The sequence below is a fragment of the Salmonella sp. 32120201201600049SM genome (genome assembly GCF_017572835.1).
Lineage (GTDB): Bacteria > Pseudomonadota > Gammaproteobacteria > Enterobacterales > Enterobacteriaceae > Salmonella > Salmonella enterica.
In genome coordinates, this window is record NZ_JAGESA010000002.1 from 211,608 (window position 1) to 235,832 (window position 24,225).

The 24,225-nt window shown below is 52.9% G+C and carries 20 protein-coding genes and 2 CRISPR repeat arrays (1 of these 22 cut by a window edge); of the genes, 3 read left to right on the plus strand and 17 right to left on the minus strand.

The window, feature by feature from the left end; all coding sequences use genetic code 11:
• Nucleotides 1-7: 7 nt before the first annotated feature.
• The 5 genes from ftsB to cysD form a co-directional block, all read right to left on the minus strand.
• Nucleotides 8-319, minus strand: a complete 312-nt coding sequence (gene ftsB, locus J4650_RS07030) for a cell division protein FtsB (protein ID WP_000517480.1) — start codon at nucleotides 317-319, stop codon at nucleotides 8-10.
• Between the two features lie 190 nt (nucleotides 320-509).
• A complete protein-coding gene (locus tag J4650_RS07035; protein WP_023993670.1) occupies nucleotides 510-833 on the minus strand; it encodes a DUF3561 family protein in 324 nt (107 codons plus the stop codon).
• 50 nt (nucleotides 834-883) lie between these two features.
• On the minus strand, nucleotides 884-1,489 hold the full coding sequence (gene cysC, locus J4650_RS07040) for an adenylyl-sulfate kinase (protein WP_001173659.1): 606 nt from the start codon (nucleotides 1,487-1,489) through the stop codon (nucleotides 884-886).
• A complete protein-coding gene (gene cysN / locus J4650_RS07045; RefSeq protein WP_023993669.1) occupies nucleotides 1,476-2,915 on the minus strand; it encodes a sulfate adenylyltransferase subunit CysN in 1,440 nt (479 codons plus the stop codon). Before cysN ends, cysC begins: the two co-directional genes overlap by 14 nt.
• Nucleotides 2,916-2,924: 9 nt before the next feature.
• Entirely contained in the window at nucleotides 2,925-3,833 is a 909-nt protein-coding gene (cysD, locus tag J4650_RS07050; protein ID WP_000372384.1) for a sulfate adenylyltransferase subunit CysD, read from the minus strand.
• A 250-nt stretch (nucleotides 3,834-4,083) separates the two neighbouring features.
• Here cysD and J4650_RS07055 point away from each other — a divergent pair, with 250 nt between their 5' ends.
• Entirely contained in the window at nucleotides 4,084-5,130 is a 1,047-nt protein-coding gene (locus J4650_RS07055; protein ID WP_023993668.1) for an aminopeptidase, read from the plus strand.
• A 237-nt stretch (nucleotides 5,131-5,367) separates the two neighbouring features.
• Nucleotides 5,368-6,980: direct repeats of the CRISPR family, unit length 29 nt; unit sequence CGGTTTATCCCCGCTGGCGCGGGGAACAC.
• Between the two features lie 96 nt (nucleotides 6,981-7,076).
• Here J4650_RS07055 and cas2e read toward each other — a convergent pair.
• Genes cas2e through J4650_RS07095 form a run of 8 tightly spaced genes read right to left on the minus strand, consistent with a single transcriptional unit; the run spans nucleotide 7,077 to nucleotide 15,536 of the window.
• Nucleotides 7,077-7,370: a type I-E CRISPR-associated endoribonuclease Cas2e gene (cas2e, locus tag J4650_RS07060; RefSeq protein ID WP_001518648.1), complete on the minus strand. Its 294-nt coding sequence runs from the start codon at nucleotides 7,368-7,370 to the stop codon at nucleotides 7,077-7,079.
• Entirely contained in the window at nucleotides 7,370-8,290 is a 921-nt protein-coding gene (gene cas1e, locus J4650_RS07065; protein WP_000144837.1) for a type I-E CRISPR-associated endonuclease Cas1e, read from the minus strand. The genes cas2e and cas1e overlap by 1 nt, the downstream gene beginning before the upstream one ends.
• Nucleotides 8,287-8,937, minus strand: coding sequence for a type I-E CRISPR-associated protein Cas6/Cse3/CasE (gene cas6e / locus J4650_RS07070; RefSeq protein WP_023993666.1), 651 nt, complete (start codon nucleotides 8,935-8,937; stop codon nucleotides 8,287-8,289). The genes cas1e and cas6e overlap by 4 nt, the downstream gene beginning before the upstream one ends.
• Nucleotides 8,919-9,665: a type I-E CRISPR-associated protein Cas5/CasD gene (cas5e, locus tag J4650_RS07075; protein WP_023993665.1), complete on the minus strand. Its 747-nt coding sequence runs from the start codon at nucleotides 9,663-9,665 to the stop codon at nucleotides 8,919-8,921. The genes cas6e and cas5e overlap by 19 nt, the downstream gene beginning before the upstream one ends.
• A 10-nt stretch (nucleotides 9,666-9,675) precedes the next feature.
• Nucleotides 9,676-10,734 (minus strand): type I-E CRISPR-associated protein Cas7/Cse4/CasC, encoded by a 1,059-nt coding sequence (gene cas7e, locus J4650_RS07080; RefSeq protein WP_023993664.1) that lies wholly within the window; start codon nucleotides 10,732-10,734, stop codon nucleotides 9,676-9,678.
• Between the two features lie 13 nt (nucleotides 10,735-10,747).
• Complete coding sequence (gene casB / locus J4650_RS07085) at nucleotides 10,748-11,308, minus strand: type I-E CRISPR-associated protein Cse2/CasB (protein WP_000117946.1); 561 nt, start codon at nucleotides 11,306-11,308, stop codon at nucleotides 10,748-10,750.
• Nucleotides 11,305-12,861 (minus strand): type I-E CRISPR-associated protein Cse1/CasA, encoded by a 1,557-nt coding sequence (casA, locus tag J4650_RS07090; protein ID WP_000368584.1) that lies wholly within the window; start codon nucleotides 12,859-12,861, stop codon nucleotides 11,305-11,307. The genes casB and casA overlap by 4 nt, the downstream gene beginning before the upstream one ends.
• A gap of 11 nt (nucleotides 12,862-12,872) precedes the next feature.
• A complete protein-coding gene (locus J4650_RS07095) occupies nucleotides 12,873-15,536 on the minus strand; it encodes a CRISPR-associated helicase/endonuclease Cas3 (protein ID WP_023993663.1) in 2,664 nt (887 codons plus the stop codon).
• Between the two features lie 443 nt (nucleotides 15,537-15,979).
• Between J4650_RS07095 and sopD the strand changes: the two genes are divergently transcribed.
• Nucleotides 15,980-16,933 (plus strand): SPI-1 type III secretion system effector SopD, encoded by a 954-nt coding sequence (gene sopD, locus J4650_RS07100; protein ID WP_023993662.1) that lies wholly within the window; start codon nucleotides 15,980-15,982, stop codon nucleotides 16,931-16,933.
• A gap of 212 nt (nucleotides 16,934-17,145) precedes the next feature.
• Here sopD and cysH read toward each other — a convergent pair whose 3' ends face one another.
• From cysH to cysJ, 3 genes are all read right to left on the minus strand, one after another.
• On the minus strand, nucleotides 17,146-17,880 hold the full coding sequence (gene cysH, locus J4650_RS07105; protein ID WP_000039870.1) for a phosphoadenosine phosphosulfate reductase: 735 nt from the start codon (nucleotides 17,878-17,880) through the stop codon (nucleotides 17,146-17,148).
• Nucleotides 17,881-17,981: 101 nt separating this feature from the next.
• On the minus strand, nucleotides 17,982-19,694 hold the full coding sequence (gene cysI / locus J4650_RS07110) for an assimilatory sulfite reductase (NADPH) hemoprotein subunit (RefSeq protein ID WP_023993661.1): 1,713 nt from the start codon (nucleotides 19,692-19,694) through the stop codon (nucleotides 17,982-17,984).
• A complete protein-coding gene (gene cysJ, locus J4650_RS07115; protein WP_023993660.1) occupies nucleotides 19,694-21,493 on the minus strand; it encodes an NADPH-dependent assimilatory sulfite reductase flavoprotein subunit in 1,800 nt (599 codons plus the stop codon). The genes cysI and cysJ overlap by 1 nt, the downstream gene beginning before the upstream one ends.
• Nucleotides 21,494-21,916: 423 nt before the next feature.
• Here cysJ and queD point away from each other — a divergent pair, with 423 nt between their 5' ends.
• Entirely contained in the window at nucleotides 21,917-22,279 is a 363-nt protein-coding gene (gene queD / locus J4650_RS07120) for a 6-carboxytetrahydropterin synthase QueD (RefSeq protein WP_000108313.1), read from the plus strand.
• Nucleotides 22,280-22,366: 87 nt separating this feature from the next.
• Here queD and J4650_RS07125 read toward each other — a convergent pair whose 3' ends face one another.
• The gene (locus J4650_RS07125) at nucleotides 22,367-23,164 is read right to left on the minus strand and encodes an MBL fold metallo-hydrolase (protein WP_023993659.1); all 798 of its coding nucleotides are present in this window, start codon (nucleotides 23,162-23,164) and stop codon (nucleotides 22,367-22,369) included.
• Nucleotides 23,165-23,261: 97 nt separating this feature from the next.
• Nucleotides 23,262-24,225: a CRISPR direct-repeat array (repeat unit 29 nt; unit sequence CGGTTTATCCCCGCTGGCGCGGGGAACAC) (it continues 470 nt past the right edge of the window).

Below are 24,225 nucleotides of genomic sequence, written 5' to 3' on the forward strand. Positions count from 1 at the left end.
GGATGGTTTATCGATGAGTTTGCCCCGCCGTTGCCGCGCGTTTTGAGGCGTCAGGCACCAGACGATAGAAGGTTTCGCCCGGTTTGGTCATGCTAAGTTCGTTGCGCGCGCGCTCCTCAATCGCTTCCTGGCCGCCATTGAGATCGTCAATTTCGGCAAAAAGCTGATCGTTACGCGCTTTAAGTTTGGCGTTTGTCGCCTGCTGCGCGACCACATCATCGTTGACGCGGCTATAGTCATGTATGCCGTTCTTACCGAACCACAGCGAGTACTGTAGCCAGACCAGTAAAGCCAGCAACAGCAGCGTTAGTTTACCCATCCTGCCCCCTGAAAAACGGCATCATCATCCCATAACGTCCTCTGTGACTCCACATTCAGGACGGGATTGCCGCGACAACGCCGGCAAATGTACCACATTTGCCGGATGTTACGTATACCCGAGTAAGGAGAACATAATCTCATTGTTGGTTACGGTTTGAATTATGACCGGAGGCGCAGTGATAACCCGTCTACCCTAATAGCCATATAAATAACGCGCCGAACAGCGCGCCTACGGCCAGTAGAGTAAACATGATGCTAAAAAGTATTTTGCCCTTTACCAGCAGATGCAACGCAATGCCGATAATCACCGATACCGGCATTAACGCGAGGAAAAAGGGCCAGGTATAGAGGAAAAAAAACAGCGTGTTAGGGCCATAAAGCAGAAAAGGGATCCCCAACGCCAGCAGCCATGACACAAAGCCGACCACCGCCCCCGGAAATGCACTGGTGGCGTCATCGTTGACCATGAAGGCGTCTGACCTTGTGAAAGTAATGTTATGGCTATTACGCATATTAAATCCTGTAACCTTGACCATACCGGGCATACAAGCCCGGTGGTGTCTCAGGATCTGATAATATCGCGCCGTCTCAGCAGGTCTAATAATTGGGAAACCAAATTTGTTACTAATTGTTCACCATTAAGATGAACCTGTGGCGAGTCAGGCGCTTCGTAAATGGCGTCGATGCCGGTAAAGTTACGCAACTCGCCCGCACGCGCTTTTTTATACAACCCTTTAGGATCGCGCTGTTCACAGATAGCCAGCGGCGTATTGACATAAATCTCGATAAAACGATCGTGGCCGACGCGCTCTTTTACCAGTTGCCGCTCGGCGCGGTGCGGAGAAATAAATGCCGTCAAAACAATCAGGCCGGCGTCCGCCATCAGGCTGGCCACTTCGCCTACCCGCCGGATATTCTCCTGGCGATCGGCATCGCTAAAGCCTAAATCACGGCACAAACCGTGGCGCACATTATCGCCATCCAACAGGTAGGTACTGACGCCACGGTGATGTAACGCCTCTTCCAGCGCGCCGGCCACCGTTGATTTTCCCGAACCGGAGAGTCCGGTAAACCACAGCACCACGCCACGGTGGCCGTGGAGCTGTTCACGGGCGGCGACAGTAACGGGATGAGAGTGCCAGACCACGTTCTCATCATGCAGCGCCATGTTTATCTCCCAGCAAATCTCGGGCGTCCCAGTGCGGAAAATGACGGCGTACCAGCGCATTCAGCTCCAGCTCAAACGCACTGTATTCCACGAGCGGCGTCGCTCCGCGTTCGTCCAGTTCCCGCACCATGCCAGCGCCCACGGTAACGTTAGAAAGTCGGTCGATAAAAATCAGCCCGCCCGTCACCGGATTTTGCTGATAAATATCCAGCGCGAGCGGCTCATCGAATGTCATCTCCACCAGACCAATACCGTTTAACGGCAGGCTCTCGACGTCTCGTTGGGTCAGATTGTTGATATCAATCTGATAGCGAATAGCCTCGATACGCGCGCGGGTTTTCTTACCCGCAAGTTTAACGTCGTAGCTTTGGCCCGGCGCCAGCGGCTGTTCCGCCATCCATACCACGTCGATCGCGGCGTGCCGCGCAGGTACCAGCGTCTCGTTTGCCGCCAGCAGCAGATCGCCGCGGCTAATATCAATGTCGTCGTTGAGTACCAGGGTAATGGCTTCGCCCGCACAGGCTTCTTCTTTATCGCCATCAAAAGTGACGATACGCGCCACGCTGGATTCCACGCCAGACGGCAGCACTTTAATGCGCTCTCCGACTTTGACGCTACCAGACGCCAGAGTGCCGGCATATCCCCGAAAATCAAGGTTCGGGCGATTGACGTATTGTACCGGAAAGCGCATCGGCTGACGGTCTACCGCACGCTGTATGTCTACCGTTTCCAGGACTTCCAGCAGCGTCGGACCGCTGTACCAGCGCATATTCGCGCTCTGCGCGGCGACATTATCCCCTTCCAGCGCCGAAAGCGGGACAAAGCGAATGTCCAAATCGCCCGGCAACTGTTCAGCAAAGGTCAGGTAATCTTCGCGAATACGGGCGAAGGTCTCTTCGCAGTAGTCAACGAGATCCATTTTGTTGATTGCCACCACCAGGTGTTTGATCCCCAACAGAGTGGAGATAAAGCTATGGCGACGCGTCTGATCCAGCACGCCTTTACGCGCGTCGATCAGTAGGATCGCCAGATCGCAGGTGGACGCCCCGGTCGCCATATTACGAGTATATTGTTCATGGCCCGGCGTGTCGGCGATAATAAATTTTCGTTTTTCCGTGGAGAAATAGCGGTACGCGACGTCAATAGTAATGCCCTGCTCACGCTCGGCCTGCAGCCCATCTACCAGCAGCGCCAGATCGAGTTTTTCTCCCTGCGTGCCATGACGTTTACTGTCATTATGCAGAGAAGAGAGCTGATCTTCATAAATTTGCAGGGTATCGTGCAGCAAACGACCTATCAGCGTACTTTTACCGTCATCAACGCTGCCACAGGTTAAAAAACGCAGCAGGCTTTTGTGCTGTTGGGCAATCATCCAGGCTTCGACGCCGCCTTCATTGGCGATTTGTTGTGCAAGTATGGTGTTCATGGCGGCTCCTTAGAAATACCCCTGACGTTTTTTAAGCTCCATCGACCCCGCCTGATCGCGGTCAATCATCCTCCCCTGGCGCTCGCTGGTGGTAGAAACCAGCATCTCTTCGATAATTTCCGGCAGCGTTTGCGCGTGGGATTCCACCGCCCCGGTGAGCGGCCAACAGCCAAGTGTACGGAAGCGCACCATCCTTTTTTTGATGACTTCGCCAGGCTGGAGATCGATACGATCGTCATCCACCATCATCAACATGCCGTCACGTTCCAGAACCGGGCGTTCAGCAGCCAAATACAGCGGCACGATGTCGATGTTTTCCAGCCAGATGTATTGCCAGATATCCTGCTCTGTCCAGTTGGAGAGCGGGAAGACGCGTATACTTTCGCCTTTATTAATCTGACCGTTATAGTTACGCCACAACTCTGGCCGCTGATTTTTCGGGTCCCAGCGATGGAAACGGTCACGAAAGGAGTAAATACGTTCTTTCGCGCGGGATTTTTCCTCATCGCGCCGTGCGCCGCCGAACGCGGCATCAAAACCGTACTTATTCAGCGCCTGCTTTAACCCTTCGGTTTTCATAATGTCGGTGTGTTTAGCGCTACCGTGAACGAACGGATTGATGCCCATCGCCACGCCTTCCGGATTTTTATGTACCAGCAATTCGCAGCCGTATGCGTTGGCGGTACGATCGCGAAAGGCGTACATCTCACGGAATTTCCAACCGGTATCAACGTGCAATAGCGGGAACGGCAACGTACCCGGATAAAACGCCTTACGCGCCAGATGCAGCATGACGCTGGAGTCTTTACCAATGGAGTACAGCATGACCGGATTAGCGAATTCCGCTGCCACTTCACGGATAATGTGGATACTTTCCGCCTCCAGTTGCCGCAGGTGGGTGAGTCGTTTTTGATCCATAACCGTTCCTTTGCAATACCGTTTTTTGCTAAACATTTCGATTACACGACTATAGGGAGCGCAGGAGAGTGAATGAAATGACGAATTGGAATGAGTAGTTCCTCAAAGGAATAACGCGGCCCAAAAACCAATATCAAAAAATGCTTAACGTACCGGATTGCCAGCATTTAGGAGCAAATGAAATTGTATTAACACGATCGCGGTTTCATACTAGCCACGTAAAATTTTGTTCTGTATTTAAGGACTCATTATGTTTTCCGCAACGCGCCGCTTTGCCGTCATTCTGGCGCTCGGCGTAGGCTTTATCCTTCCTGCACAAGCATCATCACCAGGGCCTGGTGAAATAGCGAATACTCAGGCACGACATATCGCCACCTTTTTTCCCGGGAGAATGACGGGCTCCCCCGCCGAGATGTTGTCTGCCGATTATTTACGCCAACAATTTACCCAGATGGGATACCAAAGCGATATTCGAACGTTTAATAGCCGATTTATTTATACCACGAAGGATAATCGCAAAAACTGGCATAACGTGACGGGCAGTACGGTCATCGCCGCCCATGAAGGGCGCGTGCCGCAGCAGATCATCATTATGGCGCATCTGGATACCTACGCTCCACAGAGCGACGCTGATGTCGATGCCAATCTGGGCGGTTTAACGTTACAGGGAATGGATGATAATGCCGCGGGATTAGGCGTTATGCTGGAACTGGCGGCGCGTCTGAAAGATATACCGACCCATTATGGGATTCGTTTTATCGCCACCAGCGGGGAAGAAGAGGGAAAGCTAGGCGCGGAAAATTTACTCAAACGAATGAGTGACGCTGAGAAGAAAAATACGCTACTGGTGATTAATCTCGATAACCTGATTGTTGGCGACAAGCTCTATTTTAATAGCGGGAAAAATACGCCGGAAGCGGTGCGTACACTGACCCGCGATCGAGCATTAGCGATTGCGCGCCGTTATGGTATCGCCGCCAACACCAATCCGGGACGCAATCCATCCTACCCCAAAGGAACGGGTTGCTGTAATGATGCGGAGGTTTTCGATAAAGCGGGAATATCGGTGCTTTCTGTTGAGGCGACGAACTGGAATCTGGGTAAAAAAGACGGATACCAGCAACGCGTGAAAAATGCATCCTTCCCGAACGGCAATAGCTGGCACGATGTACGGCTTGATAATCAACAGCATATTGACAAGGCGCTGCCTGGGCGGATTGAGCGCCGTAGCCGCGATGTAGTGCGGATAATGCTGCCGTTGGTAAAAGAGCTGGCGAAGGCGGAAAAAACGTCCTGATATGCTGGTGAAACGTGTTTATCCCCGCTGACGCGGGGAACATTTTTCAGCCCTTGTCGACTGCGGAACGCCCCTCGGTTTATCCCCGCTGGCGCGGGGAACACACCGACAGCCAGGTGACGAACGCCACCAACGACGGTTTATCCCCGCTGGCGCGGGGAACACTGGTTCATGACGTATAAGCTCATATACCCTGTCGGTTTATCCCCGCTGCAGCGCTGTTTAAATGGCTGGCCGCGGTTTATCCCCGCTGGCGCGGGGAACACTGGGGTTACCTGCACTCCAGTCCCGGCAGGTACGGTTTATCCCCGCTGGCGCGGGGAACACATCAGCGGCACTATCAGCCCAATTTATAAGACCGGTTTATCCCCGCTAGCGCGGGGAACACTGTTGCTGCCATTGCGGCGCAGCCCTGCCAAGCGGTTTATCCCCGCTAGCGCGGGGAACACGTTAACTATTACGATCCAACGCATAACAACAGCGGTTTATCCCCGCTAGCGCGGGGAACACTGCTGCCAGCGTGAAATATAATTCTGCAATCTCGGTTTATCCCCGCTAGCGCGGGGAACACATTTCGTACCCGTCTTCATTAATCCAATCCTGCGGTTTATCCCCGCTAGCGCGGGGAACACTTTTCGCCACAAAAAACGATCCCGTCGCCGTTCGGTTTATCCCCGCTAGCGCGGGGAACACCAACCCCGCCGCCGCCTGTATTTAACAAGGGGTTTATCCCCGCTAGCGCGGGGAACACCGAAACAGGAAACTAAATAAATGAACGAAACGCGGTTTATCCCCGCTAGCGCGGGGAACACGACGGTGGAAATCGCTATTGTCCGCGAGATGTCGGTTTATCCCCGCTAGCGCGGGGAACACACGATCCATTTTTTCAGGTCGAATAAAACGCCCGGTTTATCCCCGCTGGCGCGGGGAACACGCACCGCCACCGGTGCGGCTGGCCGTCTCCTGCGGTTTATCCCCGCTGGCGCGGGGAACACACGCCCGGCACCGTTGCCAGTCCCTGCGCTACAGGTTTATCCCCGCTGGCGCGGGGAACACGCAGGCGGCCATCTCGACCCCCGGCAATAGAGCGGTTTATCCCCGCTGGCGCGGGGAACACACGGCGGTGAAAACTCGGGCAAAACGGCATTGCGGTTTATCCCCGCTGGCGCGGGGAACACGCTCACGCGGCCTTTTTATTTTGCTACTGTATCGGTTTATCCCCGCTGGCGCGGGGAACACAGATTTCACAGGTACGCATCGAGTAATTTATGCGGTTTATCCCCGCTGGCGCGGGGAACACGATTTTGTTCGCTACGTCGCCAGCCATGCCAACGGTTTATCCCCGCTGGCGCGGGGAACACTTGGTCATGGTTGAGACAAACGGGCCTGGTAGCGGTTTATCCCCGCTGGCGCGGGGAACACTCGCCTTCAGGAAGAAACCTACATCGAACACGCGGTTTATCCCCGCTGGCGCGGGGAACACCTGCAATTCGCGTTCTCTGGCCTGTTTCGCCACGGTTTATCCCCGCTGGCGCGGGGAACACGCTGACATGGAAACCGTCGCCGGCAATTGGGCCGGTTTATCCCCGCTGGCGCGGGGAACACGCGGAGAATTATATATCGGAATGTTACAGGAAACGGTTTATCCCCGCTGGCGCGGGGAACACGTTAAATACAATTCGCCCGCCATTAAAATCAACGGTTTATCCCCGCTGGCGCGGGGAACACGATGAATTCAGGGGGCCAGTTTTTGTAAAAATCGGTTTATCCCCGCTGGCGCGGGGAACACGGGTTGAGGGGCTTTATATAGTGGTATTCCGCCGGTTTATCCCCGCTGGCGCGGGGAACACACTAAAACTATATATTTGTTCTAAAAGCCCTTTTTTACTACATAACAAACTACCAACGGTAAGATAACAATTCCTTATTATTAAAGAACATTCAACTTATTGATTTTCAACAGGAAGAAAAGAAACCAAACGCAGTCCATCCAAATCTACCGGAATACGTCTGTTTTCACCCCAGGTCTGGAACTCAAAACCAGACTCAGTATTTGTTGCCCAGGCCATTACTACGTTTCCGACTCCGCCAAGCTGTGTGATCTGTTGCCAAATCATTTCCCGAATACGCTTCGAGGTATCGCCAACATAAACACCTGCACGAACCTCAAGTAACCAGACGGCAAGACGTCCCCGCAGGCGCGGCGGTACGTTTTCCGTGACCACAACCACCATACTCATCAACCATGCCCCCGATGGCCGCTATCACCCAGTGATTCAGGTTCCGGTATTGCTGGCGGCAGCATATCCGGCGCAGGCTGAGGTGGTTTAATTTCACCGGCAGCGAGTACCTCTTCGATCAGTGGGATCAATTTTCCGGTCAGCTTCGAACTGCGAAAAATATCACGGCAGGCCAGGCGCACTTCTTTATCAGGTTCCGCCGGGTGACGAGCGGCGATCTCAAATGCTTTGGGCACCACCGATTCAAATTTGATGATATCGGCAATGTCATAAACAAAAGAAAGCGGCTTACCGCTATGGATAAAACCGATAGCCGGCGCATATCCCGCCGCCAGGATAGCCGCTTCTGAAATCCCGTACAGGCACGATGTCGCCGCGCTAATACATCGGTTGACGACATCCCCCTTCTCCCAGTCTTTCGGATCATAGTTACGACCATGCCATTTCACGCCATACTGCTTCGCCAGTAATGCATAGGTCGCCCGCACACGGGATCCTTCAATACCGCGCAGTTGCTCAACGGAACGACGGGCGGGAGGCGGCTCACGAAAACGCAGTTCATACATTTTGCGGACTACTTTAAGCCGCAGGTCATCATCTAACGCCAGCTTTGCCTGATAAAGCAACTTATCGGCTCGTGCGCCTCCGGGTTGTCCGGAGGAATAGACCCGCACTCCCGCCTCGCCCACCCATACCAACAGGGTGCCGACCGTTGATGCTAAATGCACTGCCGCATGGGAAACCCGCGTTCCCGGTTCCAGCATGATGCAGGCGACCGATCCCACCGGAATATGCGTACGAACCCCGGTTTTATTGATTAATACAAATGCCCCATCCAGCACGTCAATTTGACCGTACTGGAGGAAGATCATCGAGGTTCGATCTTTTAACGGGATCGGGTTGAGCGGTACGAACGTCACGCGTCGTCTCCGGGTTTGATCATCATCATTCCGCAGCCAAACGCCCGACTTTTACCGTACCCCTGCGCCAGACGTTGCAGGAAAAGCACGGGATCGTTAATCACCAGCACGCCGGTATAGTCCACGCTGCTAAACTGAATCATCTGCCGGGATTTCTCTCGACGTATCTGCTGCTGCCGGTAAGCATCAACGCTCGCCTCGCGCAGGGTGAAGCCATTTTGCTCCCCCTGGCGCGCCAACCACGTCAGCGCCGCCTGCTGCTGATAAGACCAAATATCCTGGCTATCACCCTGCGTTTTACGCTGGCGTTTCGCCTCCATCAGCAAATCGTGACGCTTGCCGTTTTTGCAAACCGTCGGATTGGCGCGCAAGTTAAACCGCAGCGTCTGTCCCGCGCTCAGCGTTGGCGCAAACGGGCGAGTCTGCACGTCAAAAATCGCGCTAGCGGCAGGCTGTTCCTGCGAGAGGACAAAAAAGCGAAACGCGCCCTGTAACTCTTCGCGGCGATAAAGAAACTGCCGTTCCTTGCCGCCGGGAAAGAGATCCCATAACCACTGGTGCATCACGTACTCGCCGCGCTCCACCAGATGCAAGAGCTGTGCCGGCGAAAGCTCGCTGGTGTGCAGCGTTATTCTTGAGAGATACACGCGTCCTCCTTGCGGAGCCACGGCTCCTGATTCACGCTACGTTCACCGAACAGCCATTGCTGGCGGCTCAACGGCATGTCGCGACGACGTAAAATTTTGCTCGCCGTTAAGCCATCGTGTTCACCTTCCCACCAGCATTCGTTCTGTAATCTGGGGAGAGGCAGTTTCAGCGCATTGAATTGATCCTGATACCAACGATATGCTTCACGCAGGACATCCGCCGCACTCCCTTCCAGCAGTTGCGGCGCAAGCGGCAACGCCAGAGGGTGACTTTTGCGCCCCAGATACAGCGGGAACACAGGATGTTGTAACGACGCCTGAAGCTGCGCCAACGTGTAAGGCGCGTCCGGCGTCGCGCTGACAGCGATCATCCACCAAGCGTCGGTGTAGTAGTCGCGTCGGGAAATCAGCGCGCTCAGTAATTCAGGATCCTGCAACTCTTCACGGCGGCTGAAGTAACGTGCCTTACGTACCTCTTTCGGCATCTGCACCGTGTGATAATCCCGCGCCCAGCGCGGGTTGCCACTGGCGCACAGCAAAAATTGGTAATGACGATTGAAGGCGTTTAGCCGTTCCTCCTCATCGCGGCGAATTCCCAGCGCCGCAGCTAATAACCCCAACAGCGCCGAGCGCGAGGGTAGCTCATGGCTGTGGCGCACTTCGCCTGGCGCATCCACGCCCCAGGAGGCCATCGGCCCGTGAAGCTGAAAAACCAGATATTGGCTCATAAGCCGCCCCTTACGCGCAGATGAAGTCAAGCACGTCTTCCATGCTTCCCTGCTGATTCATCACGTCGAAACTGGCGGTATCAGTCCGCTGGCCATAAACCTTATTCATATTCTTATGCAGCGATGTAATACGCTTAACAGCAACGTTCAATTGGTCTGTACCGTTGATCGGTTCATAAAACGCGGCCGCCAGTGAACGTGGTTGGTCGGTGCCTTTTTCCGCCAGCGCCCACGAGGCATAGGCACGACTGGCAAAGCTGTTCTGTTTGCCGGTCGGCGACACTTTCAGCGCCGCTTCAGTAAAGGCGCGCAGCGTTTTGTTTGCCAGCTCTTCATTGCCGTTCAGGTTTTTCACCAGCAGATCTTTGTCGATGCAGATATAGGTGTAAAACAGCGCGGAGCCAAAGCCGGTTTCGCCGAGATGGCCTGCGCCTGCATCTTCTGCCGATGCCTGGCGTAGGTCATCCACAGCGGTAAAGAAATCGTCTTCGATGATCGTTTCGCTGACGCCGAAGGCGTGGGCGACCTGGCAGGCTGCTTCCACGTTAAAATCAGTTTTCTTCGCTAACATCCGGCCAAACATGGCAATATCGACGGCCATGCGATCGTGACGTAACAGTTCTGCTTCCTCTTCTGTTGCCGGACGTTTTTCTTCTGCCAGACGGCGCGCCAGCGCTTTCACGGCCTCAAACTCAGCAGGGCTGATATGCACCAGTTGCTCGGTTTCAGCATTCGTCAACTCATCTTTGGGTTTCTTATCCTCTTTTACCTTGCCAAAGCAGTTGGCGATGTTCTTGACGTACTCAACCGCTTTTTTGGCGTCAATGCCGCTATCAACGAGGATTTGCGCCGCCTCACGAGCAATGCGACCAGTACGAATACCAATATGGCCAGCTAATGCCTGTTCAAATAACTCAGATGTACGCCAGGCGCGTTTCAGGCTCTGAGAGGAGATACGCAGACGTGTTGCTCCGCCAAGCACCACGGTTTTTGGCGCACCGGTATCATCACGGTTCAGGTTAGCGGCGGGGTAAGCGGTCAGTAAATGGAGCTGAATAAACGTTGTCATAAAGATATCCCTGTTAATCTTGTTCGTTATCGGTATCGCCATCGCCGGCCTGGTAGTATTCCAGCGCCCAGCGGATACGAAGAAATTCGGTTGGCCGCTGCTGGCGGCGATGGTGGTTCAGCAAGTCATTCTGCTCCTGGCACCAGCAGAAAATATCGTCTGCAAGAGAAAACAGGTTGACCGAACCATCTAACAGCTTCACCGCACGCCGTAACTGGCGCAGCAGTTCATCCGGCGTTTTTACCGCTAATAGGTGGGAGAAGCGTAATTTTGACATCACCGGAGTGTCGCCACCTTTCTTCTGTCCAAGCTGCGCAGCAAAACTCTTTTGCTCATCAATAAATTTGATATGTGCAGCCAGTGCCGCTGTGATTGCCAATGCAGTAACATTCCAGGGTGCTTTGTTTTTCCATAAAGAATGTGTTTGCATTAACAATGAATGAAGCCCCTCAGCCAAACAGGCATCATTCACCGTTTTACTACGTCGTAAGCTGGCACGTAATCCACGTTTTTCTTGTAGTTCCTCATGCCACTGACGCAAAGTGGCTTTATCATCTTTCGTCACAACACTCATTCAGCAGCCTCCTGTTTCTTTGCTTTGGCGGCTTTTGCGCTTTGTTTTTCCGCCGATGTCGTAAAATATTTCTTGCGCGCGGTCATGATGCGTTCCAGATCGCTGCTCTCGTAGGGGTTGGTAAAGACGTGATCATCGAAGTAATGACGGGTAAACAGCCAAAGTTCTCTTTGCCATTTATTCAGCCTTTCGTCCGGCTTGTGGCCGTTTTCCAGATCGTGAATCAGGTTGAGAAAACGTCCCTGCGTCAGGTTCCAGAAATCAATGTCGATAAAACTGAAATCACCGCGAGCACCCTTCGCATCGGCAAACCAGGCCTCTTTGAGCGCGCTGCGAAGCAGGCTCAACAGGCGGGCCGCAGTTTGCACGGCCTTACGTAAATCAGGGATCAGACCTTCCGTCATCAGCAACGGGAAGTGATGCTCATACCAGCAGCGGATTTTCATATTGTCGAAATCCGCGCCAAAGCCCCAGATCCCCGCTTTAACGTCAGTCAGCGAGCGGGCGTTAAACACCTTGACTACCTGCGCGGGAGATTCGTAATTCGCTTCCGTCTGGTTGTTCTGACTTAATCCCAGCCAGTCGCGCCAGATAAGGCCGCCGGGCTGCGGTTTAACGGAAAAGAAGGCGTTTTGATCTTTTACCGGGGCGCGATAAGGCGTCAGCGGGTGCCGCCAGCCATCGTAGTTAACGCCGTAGTTCTTGACGGTCATAAAGCCAAGAAGCTCATCGCTTTCAGCGCCGCAAATATCGCAGCAACCTGACTGTAAGGTGGCAAAATCCAGGCGGATACGACGCGGCATCCCCCAGTACGCCTGGAGTTTATTGACCTGCTCCGGCGTGGTAACGGCATTCGCCTGCTCGCTGGTCCGCGTCGCGGCAAGCCACGGGAAAACGGTCGCATCACACTGGTCTGGTAAAGGCAGATCCGCAGTATCCTGCGGCATCACGTTGAGCCACAGCTTGCGCCAGAGCGGCGTTTGCCGCTCGCCCTGATATTCCTGCAATTCAACCAGCGTGGTCAGTGGCCCGCCGCCGCGCAGCCCGGTACGATAGCCTTTGCCGCCCGCAGGCGCGTTAAGCTGCAACGAGAACAGCGCCAGCGCCGCGCAGTGCGGACAAAAACGTTCCGTTACGCCGCGTTTGACAAAATGATCTTTATTGAACTTCGTGGTTTGCGCGCCAGGTATTTCCGGCAACAATGAAGCAATAGAGACTTTTTCGCCGCTTAACGGTTCAAAATCCTGCATAAAAGACGGCGTTTCCGCGCCAAACTGAAAAGCGTGTTCTAACGGTGCTAATGCCTTATGGAGCACATCGGCATGCAATCCATCAAACCAGATATCCTCCCAATTTTTGTATCTTTTCGGCGCGATACTGCATTGCAGCAATCCCAACAGAAACTGCCAGGCCGCTCCCTGTAAATCTGCTCGCGTTGCGGCGATGTCCACCACGTTTTCATCCGCCAGATCGACGGGGGCCAGCTTGCCCGTGGAACCGTCTTTGAAACGGACGGGGAGCCAGGGCGTTGTTAAAAGTGAAAAATTGTCCATATCTGTATTCGTTATTCCCCCATCATGCCAATCAATCCCTCATTCGCCGAATAACCACAAGCGGCAAAGTCCGTCACCACAATCACCGTGGCAAAATCCTTATCCTGATGCTGTTGCGCACACCACTTACGCAAGGGTTCGCCGTCTAATTTTTCAAACTCGTCTTTATGTTTATTCCACCAGCTCTGACGTACTCGCAGCACGCTCATCTCCCAGGCGTGTTCACCGCTGGCATAAGGGGTTACGACGCTATCCACGATTTTCGCCAGCCACAGCGTGACAGACTCTTCCGCCAGCCGCGTTGACATTTTCTCCGGTAAAGAATCGCTAATTTCAGCACAGTAGCCCGGCGCAAAGTTAAGCAGCATCTGGCCGGCAAATGCCCGGTCGCAATAAAATTTGCCTTCCTGCAATTGCTCGGTTTTTGCAAATCCAACCGGCATGTTGACATCCTCGCCGTAGACCGACTCAATCAACAATCGGGCAGATTGCGGCATCCGAATCGTCCCCTGCTCACGTAATATGCGCTGTGTCAGCCACATGCGCCCATGATCGGGATAGACATAGGCGCTGTTACGCATGGCGCTGGATAACCAGTTCTCTCGCGGCGCGTCATCCCACTCCGGAGCAAGAATGCGCAGCACTGGCGTCTCTCGCTCATCCTGCCCACTCTTTTTCACCAGACCGTTACGATCGCGAATATGACGCTGTAGTCGACCGGCCCGCTGAATTAATAAATCCACCGGCGCTAAATCAGAGATCATCTCATCGCAGTCAATATCCAGACTTTGTTCGATTACCTGCGTGGCGATAATGACCTTACCGGCACGTTGTGCGCCGCTCTGTTTGCCAAAGAGATTCAGCGTCTGTGACTCAATCCGCTGACGATCGTGGAAAGCAAAGCGACTATGGAAGAGTAAAAGGTTTTCCGTGGCGACGACCTTACTCAGTTGAAGCTGGCGATAGATACGAATCGCATCATCAACGGAGTTACGTATCCAGGCGATACAGTTTCCTTTTTCCACTGCTTCACCTATACGTTCAAGACACGCCTCTTCACTATGTAGCCAGCCAATATCTACGCTACGCTCAACCTCTTTGCGTGTATCAACCCGCTGAGAAATCAGCTCTGTTTGTGTGACCTGAGTCAGCCAGGGATAATCGTCATGGCCTAGCAACGGCGCCTGCACACTACGCCTCACCCCACGGGAAAATGCCGCCACCAGCTTATCTCGCTGCTGCTGCGATAGCGTCGCAGATAACAGAATAGTGGCGTTGCCATTACTGGCCTGCCGTTCGATCAAACCTTCAAGTATTCGGGACATCCATGCATCACAGGCATGGATCTCATCAGCCAGTAAAATCTTGTTGCTAAGACCCAGTAACCGCAGGTTGTTATGTTTAAATGGCATTACCGCCATCATCGCCTGATCCAACGTGCCTACACCAACCTCCGCCAACAACGCTTTTTTATTGCTGTCGGCAAACCAGGCGGCGCATCCCTGACTATCAGGCTGCGCTTCATCGGGTTCTTCCGTACCGGAAAGAGTGACCGACCATATTGACTGATTGAAACGATCCATTAAGCGACGCGCGCTATGCGCCAGAATCAGGCTGGGACGGGAGTCCGGCTGATACAGCGCCAGCCAGGTGTTCGCCATACGTTCAAACATCGCGTTGGCTGTCGCCATTGTCGGCAGTCCAAAATAGAGTCCCTGCGCTTTACCTGCCGCCATCAGTCGATGAGCTAATATGAGCGCCGCCTCTGTTTTTCCGGCCCCGGTGACATCTTCAAGAATAAAGAGTTGGGCGCCATCCACGTTGATATCCAGCTCAAGCGCCTTTTGTTGTAACGGTGTGGGATGTTGAATAAAAGGGAAAAGCGTTTCTATGCCCGTAAAGGCAGACACATTCGCTGCTGAGGGAAATAGCGTGATGGCAGTTTGTGCTTTAGCGAGAGCTTGCTGCCAGTAGGTATCAACAGGCATTTTTTCCGCAGTACGCGGAAAATAACGGCTGGCGGAACCAGTCCAGTCAGCCAGTACAACCGCAGCGGAAATAAACCAGGAAAGTTGCTGAAATTGGTCGATACCCTCATCTTCATCCCAGGCTTCAGGCAAAGTAATTAAAGGAAAGAGCGCTTTTATTCTCAGAAGAAAATCTCTTGCCGCGTCTTTATCCTGCTGGCGAAAATGGTCCAGCTCCTGGATTGCCTCTGGAGGGCGTCCATGATGACCTGTAGTGACTGGCATCCAAAGCGCCATAACGCGCTTACTTTTACGAACTGAAAGCGAAGAAGGAGGAAACAATTCAGGGCATTCACTTAGCCAGGAGTTCCACAACACGTATCCCAGCGTGGTATGCGCGATTTTTTCATAATGCCGTGTAGGCTCATTAAAGATGTTTAAAGCCTCATGACGGTATAGTTGCTGGAAGGAATGAGCAAATTTTCCAATATCATGCCAACATAAAATCCAGGCAAAAAATTGCGCCGCCTGCTCCTTATCCTGGATGCCTAATTTTTTTAGATAGTGGTCAATAAAATAAATATTATTTATCACCATCCAGTAACCCACAGCCGCAACATCTAAAGAATGCCAGCAAAGCAAATGGTAATCATCACCGCCGTTAGTTTCTCCTCGTCGAGACTTTCCCCAATAGTGATATATCGACACGTAAACTCCAGCATGTGGATAATAAAAGCACTCTACGCCTTTTTAATGGTCTTTTTTGTTGATATATCTCACAAAAATTGCACTTCCTGAGATTATATTTAAATATGCTCACTCAACTTTATATATTCTTCAGAAATATTTACCCCACGAATAATTATTATAAATTTTTCCGCTCTTTTCTTCTGGAAGAAGCGATCAAAGAGGCTTCTTCCAACGCCCCCTGCATAAACCAAAATTTAAAAAAACGACCATTTGCGGCGAATCATCTACCTTTTGTCTGAATTATCGTCACCACAAAGGATTACCAACCATAAATGTGCTGTATTAATAATGCCGTTCAAATTCTCTCCTGTAGTAAACCTTATCTGTTTAATAAAAAAGAGCGAATTGAACGATATATTTTACTCCGGATATTGAATAATATAAATTTGAAGGAAAATATTATGCCAGTCACTTTAAGCTTCGGTAATCATCAAAATTATATGCTTAATGAAAGTCGGCTTGCTCATCTGTTAAGCGCAGATAAAGAAAAAGCAATCCATATGGGGGGCTGGGATAAAGTCCAGGATCATTTTAGAGCGGAAAAAAAGGACCATGCGCTGGAAGTGTTACACTCCATCATTCACGGGCAGGGCCGTGGTGAACCTGGAGAGATGGAAGTTAACATAGAGGATATAAATAAAATTTACGCCTTTAAACGGCTACAACATCTGGCCTGCCCGGCTCATCAGGATCTGTTTACTATCAAGTTGGACGCTTCTCAGACACAATTTTTACTTATGGTCGGCGACACGGTGATCAGCCAAAGCAATATTAAGGACATCCTCAATATATCAGATGATGCAGTGATAGAATCTATGAGTAGAGAGGAGAGACAATTATTTTTACAAATATGTGAGGTGATTGGTGCGAAGATGACCTGGCACCCGGAATTACTTCAGGAGTCGATTTCAACTCTACGAAAAGAAGTGACGGGAAATGCACAAATCAAAACGGCGGTTTATGAGATGATGCGTCCCGCAGAGGCTCCAGACCACCCGCTTGTCGAATGGCAGGACTCACTTACTGCAGATGAAAAATCAATGCTGGCCTGTATTAATGCCGGTAACTTTGAGCCTACGACTCAGTTTTGCAAAATAGGTTATCAGGAGGTACAAGGTGAAGTCGCTTTTAGCATGATGCATCCGTGCATCTCCTATTTACTACATAGCTATTCACCGTTTGCAGAGTTTAAACCAACAAACTCTGGTTTTTTAAAAAAACTTAATCAGGATTATAACGACTATCATGCAAAAAAAATGTTTATTGATGTAATTCTTGAAAAGCTATATCTAACCCATGAACGTTCTTTGCACATTGGTAAAGATGGGTGCAGTCGTAATATATTACTGGTATAAAGATAGTCAGTAATATACCCTTCATACTTCAAGTTGCTTATGTGTTGGCTACGCTCGTTCACCCCAGTCACATAGTTATCTATGCTCCTGGGGACTCACTCCCTTGCCGCCTTTAAGCAACTCGAATTATTTTGGGTATATAACCAATTTAAAATCCGGCTGCCTGCCGGATTTTTCATAGCAGCAGGTATAATCATACCGCGTAAGGACAATTACCCTTCATGCAGCCCGCACTCACGTTTCAGTCCGAAGAAGCGTGTCTCTTCTTCCGCCATACCCGGCTCCCATTTGCGGGTGGTGTGCGTATCGCCCACAGACAGATAGCCCTGATCCCACAGCGGATGGTATTTCAGACCGTGCTTTTGCAGATACTGGTAAACCGTGCGGTTATCCCAGTCGATAATCGGTAGCACTTTAAACACGCCGCGTTGGATAGCGAGAACAGGTAAATGCGCGCGGCTGCCGGACTGCTCGCGACGCAGACCCGCAAACCACGTCTGCGCTTTCAGCTCTTTTAGCGCCCGGTTCATCGGCTCGACTTTGTTGATCTCATTGTATTTCTCAATGCCCTCAACGCCCTGCTCCCACAGCTTGCCGTAACGCGCTTCCTGCCAGGCCGGACTTTCGCCCGCGCGGTAAACTTTCAGGTTGAGTTTGAGTTTGTCCGTTAGCTCATCAATAAACTGATAGGTTTCCGGGAACAAATAGCCGGTATCGGTGAGGATCACCGGGATATCCGGGCGAATCTGATTCACCAGGTGCAGGCTCACCGCCGCCTGGATGCCAAAGCTTGAAGAAAGCACGTATTCGCCGGGCAGATTTTCCAGCGCCCAGGCCACGCGTTCTTCGGCAGTCAGCGTTTCCAGTTGAGCGTTGGTTTCCGCCAACGCCAGTACGCGATCGACTTTTGGCAGTTCATTCAGGGCATTTAGATCGAGTTTGGACATAAGTTCCTCGCGGTATACCTTGCCTGATGGCGCTTCGCTTATCAGGCCTACGCGGGCGGTAGGCCGGATAAGGCATTTATGCCGCCATCCGGCAATTCAGGTTATTCCCAGAAATCACGCGCGGGATCGAGCACCGGGCGAATGATGCCCGCACGCACCGTAAAGTCGCCGAAGCCTTCACCCGCTTCACGCTCTTTCGCCCAACGCCCAACCAGTTCGTCAACAGAATCGAGAATTTCTGATTCCGTAATATTTTCGCGATACATACGCGGAATACGCGTCCCCATGCGGTTGCCGCCCAGATGCACGTTGTAACGACCCGGCGCTTTGCCCACCAGCCCCAGCTCCGCCAGCATCGCACGGCCACAGCCGTTCGGGCAGCCGGTCACGCGCATCACAATATGCTCGTCCGGGATACCGTGTTTTTCCAGAATCGCTTCCACTTTGTCCGTGAACGACGGCAGGAAACGCTCGGCTTCCGCCATTGCCAGCGGGCAGGTCGGGAACGATACACAGGCCATTGAGTTTTCACGCTGCGCGCTCACCGCATTCATCAGCCCATGATCGCGCGCCAGCGTCTCGATTTTCACTTTCTGGCTTTCCGGCACGCTGGCAATAATCAGGTTCTGGTTAGCGGTGATACGGAACTCGCCCTGATGGATCTTCGCGATCTCCAGCAGGCCGGTTTTCAGCGGACGGCCAGGATAATCCAGGATACGACCGTTTTCGATAAACAGCGTCAGGTGCCAGTTGTTGTCGATCCCTTTCACCCAACCGATACGATCGCCGCGACCGGTAAACTCATACGGGCGGATCGGCTCAAATTTGATCCCCGCGCGACGCTCGACTTCCGCTTTAAATGTCTCCAGTCCCACGCGCTCAAGGGTGTATTTGGTTTTGGCATTTTTCCTGTCGGTACGGTTACCCCAGTCGCGCTGCGTCGTCACTACCGCTTCGGCCACCGCCAGGGTGTGCTCCAGCAGCAGATAGCCAAACTCGCTGGCCGTACGAGCGTAGGTTTTCTTATTACCATGCTCAATAGACAGACCGCCGCCCACCAGCAGGTTAAAGCCGACCAGCTTGCCGTTCTCGGCAATCGCCACAAAGTTCATGTCGTTGGCGTGCAGATCGATATCATTTTGCGGCGGGATCACCACCGTGGTTTTAAATTTACGCGGCAGATAGGTTGCGCCGAGGATCGGTTCTTCGTCAGTGGTCGCGACCTTCTCCTGATCGAGCCAGATCTCCGCATACGCACGGGTGCGCGGCAGCAGATGTTCGGAGATCTTCTTCGCCCATTCGTAGGCTTCAGCATGCAGCTGAGACTCGTACGGGTTAGAGGTACACAGCACGTTACGGTTCATGTCGTTGGCGGTTGCCAGCGCATCCAGCCCGACCGAATGCAGCATCTGGTGCACCGGCTTGACGTTCTTCTTCAGAATACCGTGAAACTGGAAGGTCTGGCGGTTGGTCAGACGGATACTGCCGTAAATCGTGTTATCCGCCGCGAATTTATCGATCGCCTGCCATTGCGTCGTAGTAATCACCCCGCCCGGCAGGCGGCAGCGCAGCAGCATCGCATGACGCGGCTCCAGCTTCTGCGCCGCACGCTCGGCGCGAATATCGCGGTCATCCTGCTGATACATGCCATGAAAGCGTATTAGCAGGAAGTTGTCGCCTTTAAAACCGCCGGTGAGACCGTCGTTCAGATCTTCCGCAATGGTACCGCGCAGGTAGTTGCTTTCCAGCTTCATGCGCTCGGCATCGGACAGTTTACCTTCGACCACCAGTGGGCCTGGATGTTTTTCGCTCATTAGTAGACATCTCGCTGATAACGGCGCTCTACGCGCAGCTCACTTAAATATTCATCTGCCGATTCGAGGTCCATACCGCCGAATTCAGCGATCACTTCCAGCAATGCTTTTTCGACATCTGCGGCCATGCGCCTGGCGTCGCCGCAGACATAAATATGCGCGCCATCATTGATCCAGCGCCACAGCTCGGCGCCCTGTTCACGCAGCTTGTCTTGTACGTAAATTTTTTCTTTTTGATCGCGAGACCAGGCCAGATCGATCCGGCTCAGCACGCCTTCTTTCACGTAGCGCTGCCACTCCACCTGATAGAGGAAATCTTCGGTAAAGTGCGGGTTGCCGAAGAACAGCCAGTTCTTACCTTCCGCCCCTTCCGCCGCGCGCTGTTGCATAAAGGCGCGGAACGGCGCGATGCCGGTACCGGGGCCAATCATAATGACCGGCGTTTCCGGGTTAGCTGGCAGGCGGAAGTTATCGTTATGCTCAATAAAGACGCGAACTTCGCCCTCTTCTTCCACGCGGTCGGCGAGGAAGCTGGAAGCGCCACCGGCGCGGGCGCGGCCTTCAATGTCATAACGAACCACGCCAACGGTGATATGCACTTCGCTCTCCACTTCAGCCTGTGCGGAGGCGATGGAGTACAGACGCGGCGTTAGCGGACGCAGCAGGTCGATTAGCGCCTGAGCATCCAGCTGTGCCGGAGAGAAACGCACCATATCAACAATGGGCGTGGTCGCGGCGTAATGCTGGAGCTGCGCTTTGTCGCCCACTAATGGCAACAGCGACTCACTGCGCGTCAGGGTCGCGTAGTTCTCAACAATGTTGGCGGTATTCACCGTCAGCTCGAAGTGCCACTCCAGCGCTTCGGCGAGCGGCAGGGTTTTACCGTCAACCGTCACCGGCTCATCGCCCTTCAGCCACAGCAACTCAACCAGCTCCTTCACCAGAGCCGGATCGTTCTGATACCAGACGCCCAGCGCATCGCCCGGCTGGTAACGCAGACCGGAGTCGCCTAAATCAATCTCAATATGGCGCACATCTTTTTCCGAGTTGCGACCGGTGATTTTCTGATTCACGGAGAGGGTCGCGGCCAGCGGCGCGTCTTTGGTATAGGGGCTGGTGTGGATGTCGTTTACCGAGCCAGTAGCGACGGATTGCGAAGGTGCCGCGACAGGTGCGCGGGACTTCAGAACATCAACCACGCGGGCGCGCCATTCGCTGGCAGCTGCCTGATATTCAACGTCAGCATCGACACGGTCGAGCAGGCGTTCACCGCCCAGTTCCGCCAGTTTGCTGTCGAAATCTTTTCCGGACTGGCAGAAAAATTCATAAGAGGTGTCGCCGAGGCTAAACACGGCAAAAGCGGTGTTTTCCAGTTTCGGCGCTTTTTTCGAGAACAGGAACTTATGCAGCGCGACGGCCTCTTCCGGCGGCTCGCCTTCTCCCTGGGTGGACGTCACTATCACCAGCAGTTTTTCACTGGCAATCTGTTTGAATTTGTAGTCGCCGGCGTTCACCAGTGTCACATTAAGGTTGGCCGCCAGCAGATCATCACGCAGCGCTTCCGCCACACGACGCGCATTGCCGGTTTGCGAAGCGGAGATAAGCGTAACCCCCGGCATCTTCCCCTCAGGAGCAGGCGTGACGGCAACAGCGCCTGAGCGCGGGTTCAGTACGCCCCAAAAATAGCCGGAGACCCAGGCAAGCTGTTCGGGAGTAAGGTCGGTTGTCGCGGCCTGAAGGCGCGCCAGTTGCTCCGGATTAAGCGGAAGCAACCCAGTCAGTGGAGCCGGTGTCGTCATGCGTCGTTATGTTCCAGTAAGCAAAGCGGATCTATACACAAAATCATTCAAGTTCGCTGTAAGCTGAGCGCGCCCCAGGAGCGTACATAAATACGTGACTGGGGTGAGTAAACGCAGTCAACACAGATGCGGCTTGAAAGATGAAATGTATAAGCGATAAATCCCAAACTAAGGATAAGGGTAACGGTGAGAGGAATAACAATTAAAGAAGGGTTGGAAATAACAAATAACCAAATGAACTAACCTGTTTTAGTTATCGTTATTAACGCCAAAATCGATTTCATAATTGATTGATAATTATTAAATTTTCTGGAAATTCTTAAATTAATAGCCCGTCACAAGGCGGAGAATGGTTTTAGTTAATGATAAAAAATGCGCTTTCCGGTACCCTACGGCGGTTTTTTTATTGCCTGAGAGTTCATCATGTCCACCACGTTGTATAAAGATTTCACCTTTGAAGCCGCTCACCGCCTGCCTCACGTGCCTGAAGGGCATAAGTGCGGCCGCCTGCACGGACACTCGTTTATGGTGCGTCTCGAAATTACCGGTGAAGTCGATCCGCATACCGGTTGGATTATGGATTTCGCGGATCTCAAAGCGGCGTTTAAACCTACTTACGATCGTCTTGATCACTACTATCTGAATGATATTCCAGGGCTGTCCAATCCCACCAGCGAAGTGCTGGCGAAATGGATTTGGGATCAGGTTAAGCCCGTCGTGCCGCTACTGAGCGCCGTGATGGTGAAAGAGACCTGTACAGCCGGCTGCGTCTATCGCGGCGAATAAGGTTTATTAACGCGTGGGCTGGATGCCAAATTGATTCCAGCCCATCCACACGACGTTTTATCAGTGAAAACATTGTCCAGCGCGGTGTTAAAAACGCAGCACATCACCGGTTGCAGGTGCGGTTATTTCCGGTAGCCACAACCGCCCCCAGGCCCCTGTACAGTGACAACCGCATAGTTTTTCAGGTTTGTGTTCTTGCAGAAAGCGCCTGACTCGCCACATCGTGAACGGTGATGCGCAGCGGAGATGAAATCCGCCGACAAGCGCGTAAATCCGCTTTATACCGGTAATGTTCTGACAGTGCCGGACAATATTTGCGATCCCCCGATGCCCGCATCCCGTAATGATGACTAATCCTTTTGTCGATTGGTAAATCAGTACGCCCTCATCCAAAATAGAGTCCGGCTCCGCATCGTGGCCGCCAAAAATGCCGTAGGCTTCAGGCGCGACCACCGGTATTTCCCCTGACCAGATAAAGTTTTCGCCAATCGGCAGGGGGTCACGCGTGTACATCATTCGGTAGCGTGAATAGTCCACCTCACGCGACAATTTTTTTATTTTGCGGGTAATATCGAGAAAAGTCATTGCCGCATAACGTTCGCGCGCAATATCGGGATGGCAGATGATTCGACTGTTATCAGGAAGCCATGGCACGCCGCCGCAATGATCGTAATGACCATGCGAAAGCACCACAGCAGACATATCGGACAGGTCGATCCCCATCGCCAACGCGTTTTGCATAAAACTGCCATCAGGACCGGTATCGAACAAGATAGACGTAGACTCATCCTCGACCAACAGGCTTAATCCTGGTCGGGCCTTCAACGATTTATCCGCTCCAGCTCCCTTATGATTTTCGAGCAATACCCTGATCCTTAACGCCATGGCCTTCTCCTGTATAAAAGCCTCCCCGGAAAAACGCGGCCTTTTTACTTTACAGGTTTGTAGCAGCCATTACTGGTACACAGATTATGATTATGCAACGGCTATCCTTGTTGGCGCGGGGAACACTTGATGAAAGTTCATCTAATAATGATTGTGCTGGGTTTATCCCCGCTGGCGCGGGGAACACGCGTATTCTCGCGGCGTTGGCTCCCGATGAGGCGGTTTATCCCCGCTGGCGCGGGGAACACACCACCCTGTCCGACAGTCTGGATAAATATCGCGGTTTATCCCCGCTGGCGCGGGGAACACTGGCACAAGTTCTTAAGTGCGATGTTGAATGGCGGTTTATCCCCGCTGGCGCGGGGAACACTTCGTCTTCATCAAAATCCAGCACCGGTTTTACGGTTTATCCCCGCTGGCGCGGGGAACACCCAGCGTGGCGGGATTTTGCCGAACAGGGCATCGGTTTATCCCCGCTGGCGCGGGGAACACCAGCGCCTGACGAGTGCTGAAAATGACCTCGTCGGTTTATCCCCGCTGGCGCGGGGAACACTTTTCACGTAGCGCACGATTCGGGGATATAGCCGGTTTATCCCCGCTGGCGCGGGGAACACACAAAATCCTTGCATTCCAGACGCTGAATTTCGCGGTTTATCCCCGCTGGCGCGGGGAACACTCCGTTGTGATAACTTCCCACATTGATGATCCCGGTTTATCCCCGCTGGCGCGGGGAACACTGCGTCCCGGTCTAAATATTCACCCTCGGCGTCGGTTTATCCCCGCTGGCGCGGGGAACACCAAAAGCGAGGTTTCCAGCGAGCTAAAACCGGCGGTTTATCCCCGCTGGCGCGGGGAACACAAGTGGCCCTTCGATCCAGTTTGATGAAAGTTCGGTTTATCCCCGCTGGCGCGGGGAACACTGCGTCTTTTTCCCGCTGGAGTTGAATATTCTCGGTTTATCCCCGCTGGCGCGGGGAACACATGTCGGCATTATCGGACGCGATCTCTGTTTCCGGTTTATCCCCGCTGGCGCGGGGAACACGCCCGCCCACGGCGATCAG

Coding starts and splice junctions, on each gene's coding strand:
- queD (WP_000108313.1), top strand. CDS start 21,917: ATGTCCACCACGTTGTATAAAGATTTCACCTTTGAAGCCGCTCACCGC.
- casA (WP_000368584.1), bottom strand. CDS start 12,861: ATGGACAATTTTTCACTTTTAACAACGCCCTGGCTCCCCGTCCGTTTC.
- cysN (WP_023993669.1), bottom strand. CDS start 2,915: ATGAACACCATACTTGCACAACAAATCGCCAATGAAGGCGGCGTCGAA.
- cysH (WP_000039870.1), bottom strand. CDS start 17,880: ATGTCCAAACTCGATCTAAATGCCCTGAATGAACTGCCAAAAGTCGAT.
- J4650_RS07035 (WP_023993670.1), bottom strand. CDS start 833: ATGCGTAATAGCCATAACATTACTTTCACAAGGTCAGACGCCTTCATG.
- sopD (WP_023993662.1), top strand. CDS start 15,980: ATGCCAGTCACTTTAAGCTTCGGTAATCATCAAAATTATATGCTTAAT.
- cas7e (WP_023993664.1), bottom strand. CDS start 10,734: ATGACAACGTTTATTCAGCTCCATTTACTGACCGCTTACCCCGCCGCT.
- casB (WP_000117946.1), bottom strand. CDS start 11,308: ATGAGTGTTGTGACGAAAGATGATAAAGCCACTTTGCGTCAGTGGCAT.
- cas2e (WP_001518648.1), bottom strand. CDS start 7,370: ATGAGTATGGTGGTTGTGGTCACGGAAAACGTACCGCCGCGCCTGCGG.
- cysI (WP_023993661.1), bottom strand. CDS start 19,694: ATGAGCGAAAAACATCCAGGCCCACTGGTGGTCGAAGGTAAACTGTCC.
- cysC (WP_001173659.1), bottom strand. CDS start 1,489: ATGGCGCTGCATGATGAGAACGTGGTCTGGCACTCTCATCCCGTTACT.
- ftsB (WP_000517480.1), bottom strand. CDS start 319: ATGGGTAAACTAACGCTGCTGTTGCTGGCTTTACTGGTCTGGCTACAG.
- J4650_RS07055 (WP_023993668.1), top strand. CDS start 4,084: ATGTTTTCCGCAACGCGCCGCTTTGCCGTCATTCTGGCGCTCGGCGTA.
- J4650_RS07125 (WP_023993659.1), bottom strand. CDS start 23,164: ATGGCGTTAAGGATCAGGGTATTGCTCGAAAATCATAAGGGAGCTGGA.
- cysJ (WP_023993660.1), bottom strand. CDS start 21,493: ATGACGACACCGGCTCCACTGACTGGGTTGCTTCCGCTTAATCCGGAG.
- cysD (WP_000372384.1), bottom strand. CDS start 3,833: ATGGATCAAAAACGACTCACCCACCTGCGGCAACTGGAGGCGGAAAGT.
- cas5e (WP_023993665.1), bottom strand. CDS start 9,665: ATGAGCCAATATCTGGTTTTTCAGCTTCACGGGCCGATGGCCTCCTGG.